This is a genomic window from Kribbella sp. NPDC104218, assembly GCF_055584105.1.
In genome coordinates, this window is record NZ_JBVJMQ010000001.1 from 823,860 (window position 1) to 835,488 (window position 11,629).

General features: G+C 69.4%; 9 protein-coding genes. 1 reads left to right on the top strand and 8 read right to left on the bottom strand.

Annotated features, from left to right (window positions below; translation table 11 throughout):
• Positions 1–687 precede the first annotated feature (687 nt).
• From murQ to ACZ6ZD_RS03860, 7 genes are all read right to left on the bottom strand, one after another.
• Complete coding sequence (gene murQ / locus ACZ6ZD_RS03830; RefSeq protein WP_465668080.1) at positions 688–1,581, bottom strand: N-acetylmuramic acid 6-phosphate etherase; 894 nt, start codon at positions 1,579–1,581, stop codon at positions 688–690.
• 91 nt (positions 1,582–1,672) lie between these two features.
• Entirely contained in the window at positions 1,673–2,560 is an 888-nt protein-coding gene (locus ACZ6ZD_RS03835; RefSeq protein ID WP_465668082.1) for a MurR/RpiR family transcriptional regulator, read from the bottom strand.
• 36 nt (positions 2,561–2,596) lie between these two features.
• Positions 2,597–4,282, bottom strand: a complete 1,686-nt coding sequence (locus ACZ6ZD_RS03840; protein ID WP_465668084.1) for a serine hydrolase domain-containing protein — start codon at positions 4,280–4,282, stop codon at positions 2,597–2,599.
• Positions 4,283–4,317: 35 nt separating this feature from the next.
• Complete coding sequence (locus ACZ6ZD_RS03845; RefSeq protein WP_465668086.1) at positions 4,318–5,607, bottom strand: exo-beta-N-acetylmuramidase NamZ family protein; 1,290 nt, start codon at positions 5,605–5,607, stop codon at positions 4,318–4,320.
• 2 nt (positions 5,608–5,609) lie between these two features.
• Positions 5,610–7,400, bottom strand: a complete 1,791-nt coding sequence (locus ACZ6ZD_RS03850) for a glycoside hydrolase family 3 protein (RefSeq protein WP_465668088.1) — start codon at positions 7,398–7,400, stop codon at positions 5,610–5,612.
• Between the two features lie 143 nt (positions 7,401–7,543).
• A complete protein-coding gene (locus ACZ6ZD_RS03855; protein ID WP_465668090.1) occupies positions 7,544–8,701 on the bottom strand; it encodes a low temperature requirement protein A in 1,158 nt (385 codons plus the stop codon).
• Positions 8,698–9,768 carry a Gfo/Idh/MocA family protein gene (locus ACZ6ZD_RS03860; RefSeq protein WP_465668092.1) on the bottom strand — a complete coding sequence of 357 codons (1,071 nt, stop codon included), beginning with the start codon at positions 9,766–9,768 and terminating at the stop codon, positions 8,698–8,700. The genes ACZ6ZD_RS03855 and ACZ6ZD_RS03860 overlap by 4 nt, the downstream gene beginning before the upstream one ends.
• Before the next feature lie 100 nt (positions 9,769–9,868).
• Here ACZ6ZD_RS03860 and ACZ6ZD_RS03865 point away from each other — a divergent pair, with 100 nt between their 5' ends.
• Complete coding sequence (locus ACZ6ZD_RS03865) at positions 9,869–10,786, top strand: LacI family DNA-binding transcriptional regulator (RefSeq protein WP_465672610.1); 918 nt, start codon at positions 9,869–9,871, stop codon at positions 10,784–10,786.
• Between the two features lie 14 nt (positions 10,787–10,800).
• Here the strand turns inward: ACZ6ZD_RS03865 and ACZ6ZD_RS03870 are convergent, their stop codons facing one another.
• Positions 10,801–11,628 (bottom strand): LysR substrate-binding domain-containing protein, encoded by an 828-nt coding sequence (locus ACZ6ZD_RS03870; RefSeq protein ID WP_465668094.1) that lies wholly within the window; start codon positions 11,626–11,628, stop codon positions 10,801–10,803.
• Position 11,629: the final 1 nt, after the last annotated feature.

The following is an 11,629-nucleotide window of genomic DNA, read 5'->3' on the forward strand; positions in this document are numbered from 1 at the left end:
AGATTTTTCCCACCCACCACCCCACCAACAATCCACCCCCCGCCACCCACAAGAACCCGGCCACCCCGCACCTCCTCCCCGCCAGCCAGCTTGCCGCGCCGTTCCCATTCCCGGAACGAGTAAGTCGGCCCACCTCAGCTGACCGATCCGCCAACCACCATCACCCGACCAACAGCCCGCGCCGAAAAGCGCCAACAAGCAGTCGCCGCCCCCAGGCGGCGCCCTTCCACGGGCCCACCCCGAGCGGCCACCTCCGCCGAACCACCATCACCCGAAGGAGAGCTTGCGGCCGCACCGAAGGCGCCAACAGGCAGTCGCCGCCGCAGGCCGCGTCCATCCGCCGGCACAACCTCGAACGATTTGCTCCGCCACACCACAGTCGGCGTTACGAGAGCCCGCGGCAGCGCCGGAGGCGCCGACAGGCAGTCGCCGCCGCAGGCGGTGTCCTTCTACGGGCCCACCTCGGGCGGGTATTTCCGCCGAACCAGCATCGCCCGAAGGAGAGCTTGCGGCTGCGCCGGAGGCGCCAATAGGCAGTCGCGGCCGTAGGCGGTGTCCGTTCGCGAGCCCACCTCAGGCAGGTTTCCTCCGCCGCGCCACAGCCCGCGGCTGCGCCGGAGGCGCCAATAGGCAGTCGCCGTGGGCGGCGTTCTTTGGGGTGGTTGCTGCCGGGGGCTCGGGGGTGGGTTAGGCGTGGGTTTTTAGGGTGGTTAGGGCGGTGGCTACTTGGCCGTTGGCGGCTTCCAGGGCGGCTCGGGCTTGGGGGATGGGGGCGCCGGTGAGGAGGTGGACGAGGGCGGGTTTGAGTTCGCCTTCGGCTTCGGCGAGGGCGGATTCGCAGGCGTCGGGGGCGGCGCCGGTGGCTTCGGCGAGGATGCGGAGCATGCGGCCGCGGAGTTTCTGGTTGGTGGCGACGAGGTCGACCATGAGGTTGGACCAGGTGCGGCCGAGTTTGATCATCAGCGTGGTGGAGAAGGCGTTGAGGATCATTTTCTGGGCGGTGCCCGCCTTGAGGCGGGTGGAGCCGGCGATGACCTCGGGGCCGGTGTCGGCGGCGATGACGATGTCGGCGAGGGGGGCCAGCGGGGCATCCGGGTTCGAGGTGACCAGGACGGTGGCGGCTCCGGCGGCGCGGGCGGCTTTGAGGGCGCCGGCGACGTACGGCGTACTGCCGGAGGCGGCGAGGCCGATGGCGATGTCGCGGCTGGTGACCGGGGCGGCATCGTCGGCGCCGCCTTGTTCGGAGTCCTCGACGTTCTCGACGGCGCGTAGCAGCGCCTCCATGCCGCCGGCGTGGTGGGCGACCACCAGGCCGTCGGGGACGTGGAACGTCGGGAGCAGCTCGGCGGCGTCGAGGACCGCGAGGCGGCCCGACGTCCCGGCGCCGAAGTAGTGCACGCGGCCGCCGCGCCGGACCGCGTCGACGGCGCGGTCGACGGCTTCGGCGAGTTGCGGGACGACCGCACCGACGGCGCCCGCGACCGAGGCGTCCTCGGCGTTGACCATCCGCAGGATCTCGGTCGTGCTCACCGCGTCGATGGCGAGCGTGCGGGGATTGCGCTGCTCCGTCGGTGTGGTCACAGCGTCGATGTTAGTTTTCTACTGAATGATTTTCAATTCTGTTCACCGTTGACAGAAACGATTGACGTCAAACCGTGAACTCCGGCCGGACTCAGTCCGAACCCTTCAGCCGGTGCCCGCGGACCGCGGTCGCGGTCTCCTCCAGCGCCTTGCGCGCATCCGGCAGCACCTGCTGCGCGACGCCGATGAACAGGCAGTCGATGACCGTGAGCTGCGCGATCCGGGACGCCATCGCCCCCGACCGGTACGTCGTCTCCCGCGCGGCCGTGGTCAGCACGAGATCCGCCGTCCGGGCGAGCGGGGACCGCGGGAAGTTGGTCACGGCGACCGTGGTGGCGCCGTGTTTCGCGGCCTCCTCGAGCGCCTCGACGACCTCGACCGTGACGCCGGTGTGCGAGATACCGATCGCGACGTCGCCGGCGCCGAGCAGCGCGGCGGACGGCAGCGCCATGTGGACGTCGGACCACGCGAACGAGACCCGGCGGATCCGGTGCAGCTTCTGCTGCAGGTCGAGCGCGACGAACGCGCTCGCGCCGAAGCCGTACAGGTCGACGCGCGGCGCGTTCACGACCGCGGTCACCACCTTGGCCAGCGCGTCCACGTCGATCTGCTGCGCGGTCTCGCGGACGGCGCGCTCGTCGGCGAACGCGACCTTGCCGACGACGTCGCTCAGCGAGTCACCGGGCTCGATGTCGCCGCCGACCTCGGGCCGGACGCTCTCCTGCGCCGACTGGGCCGCCAGCTGCAGGCGGAGCTGCGGATAGCCGGGAACGCCGATCTGCTTGCAGAACCGGATGACCGTGGTCTCCGAGGTGGAGGCCACCTCGGCCAGTTCGGAGATCGTCATCGCAGCCACTCCGCCCGGGTCCGCGAGGACCGCGTTCGCCACCCGCTGCTCGGCCGGCGCCAGCGCGGGCATCACCGCGCGGACCCGGACCAGCAGCGGCCCCGTGGGTTCTGGAGAGGTTGTTGAATTCATGACAGCCACGGTACGGCGACTATGTCCCAGATGGGATCACCGACGCGAAAGTCTCCAACCTGTTGCGGTAAATGACTCCGGCGTCCGTTCGCCGTCGAGAAGAACATCACGCCCGGCCGTGATCTTCACACCGTCGACGTACACGCCGCGGCCCTGATACAGCGGGTCGGTCGTGTATCGCCAGCGCAGTGAACGCTCGCCGCCGGCCAACTCTGCCGTCACCTGATGCCAGTGCCGATCGCCGGATCCGCTGATCGTCCCGTCGGTGTCGATCACCGAACCGCGGTCCCGGACCGTGAACGGCACCTTCGCCCAGTTCTGCCCGTCGACAGAGGTCTCCAGGTAGAGGAGGTCGCTGTCCTCGGTGTCGACGAACAGGTCGAAGGCGAGTTTCGCCCCCGCGGCCGGGACGGCGACCGAGGTCGCGAGCGTGGTCGTCGCGGCGTCCGTCGTCCCGGAGAACCAGGCGTCCTTACCGTGCCGCGGACCGACGCCGAGGGCCAGCGCGAGGCCTTGGGCGACCGCGCGCCGGGACGGGTTGTTGGAGCCCCAGTTCCGGCTCGGGTGCACGCGGTTGGTGAGCAGGATCGCGAACGAGCGGGAGTCGAAGTCGATCACCAGCGACGTCCCGGTGTACCCGGTGTGCCCCGCCGTCCGCGGCCCGGACAGACCGGCCATGTACCAGCGCTGGTTCAGCTCGAAGCCGAGGCCGTGGTCGTTCCCCGGGTAGGCCTGGTTGAAGTTGGTGACCATCGCGGTCACCGAGGCCTCCTTGAGGATCCGGGCGCCCCGGTAGCTGCCGCCGTTCAGGAAGGTCTGCGCGAGGACGGCGAGGTCGTCGGCCGTGCTGAAGACGCCGGCGTGCCCGGCGACGCCGTCCAGCGACCAGGCGTTCTCGTCGTGGACCGAGCCCCAGACCATCCCGCGCGGCGGGCTCGCCTGGTACTCCGTCGCGGCGATCCGCGGTTTCTTCTTCGGGTCCGGGTTGTAGCCGGTATCGCGCATCTGCAGCGGTTTGGCGATGCCGTCGGCAACCAGTTTGTCGAGCGGCTTCCCGCTGACGCGGTGCGCGACCTCGCCGAGCGAGATCAGGTTCAGGTCGCTGTAGAGGTACGTCGCACCCGCGGGACCGCTCGGTTTCGCGGTCAGCGCCATCTGCAGCCGGGACGCCGGATCCGGCCGGCCGCTCCACAACGGCAGCCAGGCCGGGAGCCCGGTCGTGTGCGTCAGCGCCTGCCGCACCGTGATCGCCTGTTTCCCGTTCTCGGCGAACTCCGGCACGTAGGTCGCGATCGGCTCGTCCAGCCCGACCTTGCCCTTCTCGACCAGCTGCATCACCACGATCGACGTGAACAGCTTCGAGACCGAGGCCAGGTCGAAGATCGTGTCGGTCCGCATCGGGAGCTGCTGCTCCGCGGGCAGCTCCGTCCCGTTGCCGTCGGCGTACTTCACCGCGAGGCCGGTCGCCTCCCGGGTGACGACCTTGCCGTCGTGGCCGAGCAGCGTGACGGCGCCGGCGTACAGCGGTTTGGTCGTCCCGGCCGGGCGCGTCCAGGCTTCGACCTGGGCGAGCGCCGCGTCGATCGGCGCGGGATCGAGCCCGGCCCGCTCCGGCGCGGAAGGCCGGAGCAGGGTGCTCTTCGGCGCATAACCGTCGTAGGGCCGGTCGAACCGGCCGGCTTTGTTGCTATGGGCAACCGCAGGGGTAGTCATCGTCAGCATCACCGCAGAGGCTATCGTGAGCGTGAGGGCGCGCTTCATCGGCGCGGGCCCTTGTAGAGCAGGTATTTTGCCCGCCGCGCGGTCCACGCGTCGGTCTCCGACCGCCAGGCTGCCACGATCTCCTCGGCGGTCGCATCCGCCAAAAGCATGGTCCGGAACCGGTCCGACCCGGTCAGCAGGTCGATCCAGCGACCGGGCGGGTTCTCGGCCCGCCAGGCGAAGCCCGGGTAGAGCTTGCGCGCCTCGACGATCATGTGGGTCGCGGCGACGATCGCCTCGGCCTTGCGCGGGTCGGTGACCTGCACCTGGACGCCGCCGCACAGCACGTTCGCGTTCTTGCTGATGAACGGCGTGAAGTAGGCCTCCCGGAAGGCGATCCCCGGGATGTTCTTGGCCTGCAGCGCCTGCGCCCACTTGTAGTCGACGTACGGCGCGCCGATCAGCTCGAACGGCCGCGTCGTGCCGCGCCCCTCGGACATGTTGGTCGCCTCGAACAGACACGTCCCCGGGTACAACAGAGCGGTTTCCGGGGTCGGCATGTTCGGGCTCGGCATCACCCAGCTCAGACCGGTGTCGTCGTACAGCTGGTCGCGTGTCCAGCCACGGGTCTGGATGACCTGCAGCTCCTTGAGCCGCGCGCCGTTCAGATCGACCGGCAGGTACTCGGCGTTGAACAGCCGGGCCAGCTCGCCGACCGTCATCCCGTGCTGCTGGATGATCTCCCGCTTGCCGACGCCGGAGGTGTAGCCGGGTTTGAGCATCGGGCCGCGCGCGTAGCCGCCGACCGGGTTCGGCCGGTCGAGGACGACGAAGCGGGCGCCCGTCCGCGCGGCGGCCAGCATCGCCTCGTACATCGTCCAGATGTAGGTGTAGAACCGGGCGCCGACGTCCTGGATGTCGAAGACGACGGTCTCGACGCCGGACTTCGTGTAGAGGCTGACCAGCTTGTCCGCGTTCGCGCCGTAGGCGTCGTAGACCATGATCCCGGTCCGCGGGTCGACGTGGTCGCCCTCGGAGCCGCCGGCCTGCGCCGAGCCGCGGAAGCCGTGCTCGGGCCCGAAGACCGCGACCACGTTGACCTTCCCGGAGGCGTGCATGACGTCGACGACGTGGTTGAGATCGGACAGGATGCCGGTCGGGTTGCTGATCACGCCGACCTTCTGCCCGGCCAGCGCCCGCCACTTGTCCCCGGCGAGCACCTCGGCCCCGGTCAGCACCTTGCGGCTGCCGCCCCCGCCCCCGCCGTGCGCGGCGGCGGCCGATACGTCGAGCAGCGGCGCGGCGGCGATCACGCCGGCACCCGCGAGCAGACTGCGTCGTTTCATCGTCACCAGCTCATTCCGTGGCCGAAGGAGTACAGCGGTTTCTGCGGTTCGCCGGCGACCGGGATGTCGACGGGCAGCTTGCCGACCGGTTTGATCTCGCCGTACAGCGTCTTCGCGAGCGACTCCATCGAGACCGCCGCGTACCCGTAGGTGGCCAGGTACGTCGGCGCGGCGTCGAAGTACGCGATGTCGTACGGATCGCGCACCGCGACCACGATCACCGTCTTACCGGTGGCGAGCAGATCGTTGACCAGCTTGCGCTGTTTGGCCTGTTTGTCGGTGATCTTCGTGTCCCAGGCCTTCTGGGTCAGGACGACGGTGACGTCGTTCGCGGCCGCCTTCGCCACCGAGTCGGCGATCGCGGCGTCCGTCGGCGCGGCGCCGGTCTGGGCGACGGTCACCGCCGCACCGCGTTTGGTCAGGCTGTTGGCCAGGTTCTGCGTGGTGCCGACACCCCAGCCGGTGACCAGGATCTTCCGCGGGGTTTTGCTCAGCGGCAGCGTCCTGGCGTTGTCCTTGACCAGGGTGATGCTCTTGTCGACGATCTTCTGCGCGGTGGCCAGGCTGGCGGCCGGGCCGATCTGAGCCGCCTTCGCGACGTCGACATACGGCTGGAAGAGCACGCCGTTCTTCAGCTTGAGCAGCAGGATCCGCAGCAGGCTCTCGTTGATCCGGTGCTCGCTGATCCGGCCGGAGCGGACGGCGTTCAGCACGGCGTCGTACTGCAGCTGCGGCGCCGGCGGCAGCAGCAGCTGGTCGACCCCGGCCTCGACCGCGCGGACGGCGGCCTCGGCGTCGCCGTACTGCTGGCGGACGGCGGCCATCTCCAGCCCGTCGGTCACGATCACGCCCTGGAACCCGAGCTGTTTGCGCAGGACGCCGGTCAGGATCGGCTTGCTCAGCGTCGCCGGGTCACCGGACGGGTCGAGCGCCGGGACGACGATGTGCGCGGTCATGATCGAGTCGATCCCGGCCTTGATCGCCGCCTTGAACGGCGGCGCGTCGATCCGGTTCCACTCCTCGAGGGTGTGGTTGATCGTCGGCAGGTGGTTGTGGCTGTCGTCGACGGTGTCGCCGTGCCCCGGGAAGTGCTTGGCGGTCGCGGTGATCCCGGCGTCCCGCTGGAAGCCCTGGACCTGCGCGGCGGTCATGTCCGAGACCAGCTTCGGGTCGCTGGAGTAGGAGCGGGTGCCGATCACCGGGTTGAGCGCATTGACGTTCACGTCGGCGACGGGCGAGTAGTCCTGCCGGATGCCGAGCGCCTTGAGCTCACGGCCGGTGATGGCGGCCGCCGTCCGGGCGTCGGTCGTGCTGCGGGCGGCGCCGAGGGCCATGTTGCCGCCGAACTGCGTGGCCGGCGGGCCGATCCGGGTGACGACGCCCTGCTCCTGGTCGGTGGCGATCAGCAGCGGGACCCGCAGCCCGGTGCCGACGGCGGCACGCTGGAGCTGGTTGGACAGCGTCGCGACCTGGGTCGGGTTCTGCACGTTGCCGCGGCCGTCGAAGTAGATCCAGCCGCCGGGCTTGAACTTCGCGACCACCTCGGCCTGCGTGGCGACGCCGTACAGCGTGGTGTTGCGGGCATCCGGCTGGTGGGCGTCGGGGCCGTAGGCGAACAGCACGAACAGCTGCCCGACCTTCTCCTCCAGAGACATCCCGGCGATGGTGCGCTCGGCCTGGGCGCGCGCGGTCGTCGACGGCTCCGGCGGTTTCGCGGTCGCTGTCGTCGTGACCCCCGAGACCGCGGTGAGCAGGGCGAGCCCCGCGAGGCTGAGTCGGCGTAAGGCGGGCATGGCGGACCCCCAACAGTAAGTGAATTACAGGCGCGGCCCCCGCAGGCGAAAGTTAACCACAACCACGCCACACTGGGTCAAGAGCAAGCTACGCACCGGCACCGACAATTTTTGCCGCGCCCACCACCACCGCCCGGCGCCGGTCAGGCGGTTTTCGGCGGCCGCGCCACCAGCGTCGCCACCACGCCCACCATCACGACCGTCGTGACGATGAACGGCACCGGGATGATCGGGTCCAGCAGCACCAGCAACGCGCCCACCGGGACGACGGTGTTCACCACCCGATCGGCGTTCGAGCGCAGGGCGATCCACCAGATCCCGAGCACGAACACCGCGATCGGCACGCTCACGGTGAACGACGCGGCGACCTCGCTCAGCTTGCTGTGATGGGTCAGGACGTCGATCTCCACCTCGATCCCGGCCGACAGCGCGCCGGCCGCGGCGAACACGAAGAAGTGCACGTAGCCGTAGCGCAGCGAGTTCGAGAACGAGCTGATCGCCGTGTGGTGCGGCGGCCAGAAGTAGATCCACCACAGCGCCGCGGTCACGATCAGCGTCAGCACCGACAGCGCGATCAGCGGCGCCAGCTCCTCGTGCTCCTGCACGGCCTCGATGATCGCGTTCGCCGAGGCCAGCAGGCTCTCGCCGAGCAGGATCAGCGTGAACAGCCCGTACCGCTCGGTGATGTGGTGCGGATGCCACGGCGTCGACCGGCCCCGCCGCTCGGCGAAGACCGGCACCGCGAGCTCGACGAGCACGAACAGCACGTAGGCGACGGTGGCGATCGACGCCGGCAGGAACAGCAGGACGATCCACAGCACCTGGGCGAACGCGATCCCGCCGGCGTACGCACGCGTCACGGCCCGGCACTCCGGCACCGCGCGGGACGCCCGCAGCCACTGCGCGATCATGGCCACCCGCATCACGACGTACCCGCAGACCGAGATCCGGAAGTCGTGGTCGGTGAAGACCCGCTCGACCCCCGCGGCCAGCACCAGGACGCCGCCCATCTGCAGGATGGTCAGCACCCGGTAGAGCCAGTCGTCGGTGGCGAACGACGTGGCGAACCAGGTGAAGTTCATCCACGCCCACCAGATGGCGAAGAACACCATGCCGAACGACACCAGACCGTCGACGACGTGGTTCTCGGTGAGGGCGTGGTGCAGCTGGGCCGCGGCGATGCTGACCGCGACCACGAACACCAGGTCGAAGAACAGCTCGAGAGTGGAGGCCACGCGACCGGGCTCGTGCGGGTCCCGCGCCCGCATCGGGATCAGGTGCAGGCGAGTGCTCGTCGTCATAGTCCGACAGTTTTCAGTACGTCCTCCCACGACTCCAGCGCGGCACGCACAGCGGGGTCCGTAGCTGATTCGACGGCTTCGGCGTGCGCAGCGGTCAGTACGTCGGCCACCAGCACCGGTGCGCCCTCCCGAGCCGACCGGACGGCGGCCTCGACCATGGCCAGGCTGATCACGTTGGAGTGCACCTCGCCCTGCGGCGTACCGCCGTCCTGGACCGCGTTGACGAACTCCACCAGCGAGCCGGCGATCTCCTCCGGTTCATCGGTCAGAACAGCCGGAACGGCGCCTGACTCGCTCTCCGCGGTCGGTGCGCTCTCGCCGTCCCAGATCGCCGTACCGCCTCTGGTGCTGGCTCGCCACTGGCCGTTCCACGGGGTCTCCAGGCCCGGTGCGACCCAGCTGCCGGTGAAAGTGAACCGACTGTCGTCGCTGAACCGGAAGATGGCGGTTGCGGACGCGTTGCCGTCGAACCAGCTCCACTGCGGGTTGTAGGACTCGCAGTACACCGACACCGGCTCTGAGCCCAGCACCTTGCGGGCGAAGTCGAACTGGTGGATCGCCATGTCCACCAGCAGCGGCTCAGCCATCCGGGCCCGGAAACCGTCCAGCCGCGGCGCCTTGAAGAACTCGCACGACAGGGTGCCGATCGGGCCCAGCTCGGCGATCTGGCGCTGGAACGCGTTCACCGCCCGGAAATAGCGACGCGACTGCGACACCATCAGCAGCTTGCCGCTGACCTCCGCTGCGGCTGCCATCTGCAGCCCCTCCCGGACTGTCTCGGCCAACGGCTTCTCGGACAGTACCGGACGCCCGTGGCGCAGCGCGGTCGCACTGACGGTCGGATGCGCGGTTGGGACGGTCACGTCGAGTACGGCGTCCGCGTTGTCGATCAGCTCGTCGATCGAGGCGCTGACCGGGACATCGCCGTACCCGTGCTCGTCGGCGGCGCTCCGCGCCAGCTCGGTGTTCAGGTCGACGAGGCCGACCAGTGTGACGTCAGGATTGGCTGCGATTGTGCGAAGCCACGCGCGGCCCATACCGCCGGCTCCGACCTGGAGGATACGCATACCCCAACCCTAGGCGGATCGCGCGATCCGGCAACGGATCCGTACCGAGCTGCGGAACCGGACGACCTGAGGTGCGGGCTATCTTCGTCGGGTGGCGACCATGCGCGAGGTGGCGGATCGGGCGGGGGTGTCGATCGCGACCGTTTCGTTCGTGCTGAACGGCACGAAGCCGGTGTCACCTGCTACGCGAGCGCGGATCGAGGCGGCGATGGCCGAGCTCGGGTACCGGCGCAATGTGGTCGCCCGGGCGCTGGCCAGGCGGCGTACCAACATCCTCGCAATGGCGTACCCCGCACTGGACCATCGGATCGGCTCAGCCGCCGAGTTCTTCACCAGCGCTGCCGACGCAGCTCGGACGCTGGACTACCACCTGGTGCTCTGGCCCGTCGGCAGCGACGGCACTGACCTCCGTGAGCTGGTCGGCCAAGGGCTCGCGGACGGCGTCGTCCTGACCGAGGTACAGCTGGACGACGCCCGCGTCGCCATCCTGCAGGAGACCGGTACGCCGTTCACCCTGATCGGCCGCACCGCCAAACCAGAGGGCCTCTCGTACGTCGACATCGACTTCGACGCCACAGTCGAAACCGCGCTCCAGCACCTACAAGACCAGGGCCACCGAGACATCGCTCTGATCAGCGGTGACCCCCGCTACGACGACTACGGCCCCTACGTCCGCACCGAAGCCGCCTACCGCCGCCTCGCCAAAGACCCGCTCGTACTACCCAGCGCCAACACCCCTTCAAGCGGCAAAGCCGCAGCCAACCGCCTCCCCGACCACGTCACCGCCGTACTAGTCCTCAACGAGTACGCCGCACTAGGCGCAGCCGGCAGCCGCACCGTCCTCCCCCTACTAATGACTCCAACAACCGCAGCACTCTCGACAGCCCCCCTCACCTACCTACGCACCCCCGCCCCCGAGCTAGGCCGCCTAGCCACCCAAGCCCTCATCCAACAACTACAAGGCGCCCCCACCCCAACCCCCCACCTCCTCCCCGCCACCCTCCAGGAGCGTCCATGAGGAGCCGGCGAGGTTCAGTGGGTTGGTGCGGTCCATAGGGCTGTGACGAGTGGGCGGTGGAGGTCGGTGCGGCGGATGCAGAGGCCGATTGGGAGTTGGTCGAGTGGTGGGCCTTCGACTAGTCGGCCGGAGAAGGTGGAGGTGTCCAGGACTAGGCGCGGGACGATGCCGATTCCGTAGCCGAGGTCGACCAGGGCTAGGAGGGCCTCGTGGCCGTCGGGCTCGGCGGCGATCACCGGGCGTACTCCGGTACGCCGAAACCAGCGGAAGGCGGCCTCTCGGACGAGACCGCGGGCCGGGACGACGTACGGGCCGTCTGCTGGGAGGCCAGGTGCACTGACGGACAGGACGTCGGTGGTGACGATGGTCCGGCTGATCAGTGTCTCGGGTAGGCGTTTCGGGATGCCTGCGACTGCGGCGTCCACTTCGCCCTCGTCCAACCGGGCCAGGGCCATCGCTGCGTCGCCAGTACGGATGTCGAGCCGAATCTGCGGGTGGGCGGCACGCAGCGGGGCCAGCAGGTCGGGTAGTAGCGCCTCGCAGGCGGTCACAGTGGCGAAGATGCGCAGCTCACCGGTCAGGTCCGGCGGTACGTCGGTCCCGGCACGGTAGTCACTCCATAGGCCCAACACCTGCTCGGCGTACGTCGAGAAGCGCCGTCCGTCCGCTGTCAGGACCACCCCGCGCGGCCCGCGGTCGAAGAGGCGGCTCCCGGTGCGGACCTCCAGACGCTGGATGGTGCGGGTCAGGGTTGCGGCGCTGACGTGGCACTCCAGGCTGGTGCGGCCGTAGTTGAGCGTCCGGGCCAGATGCAGGAACAGTTCGAGCTCTCGCTGGTCCACG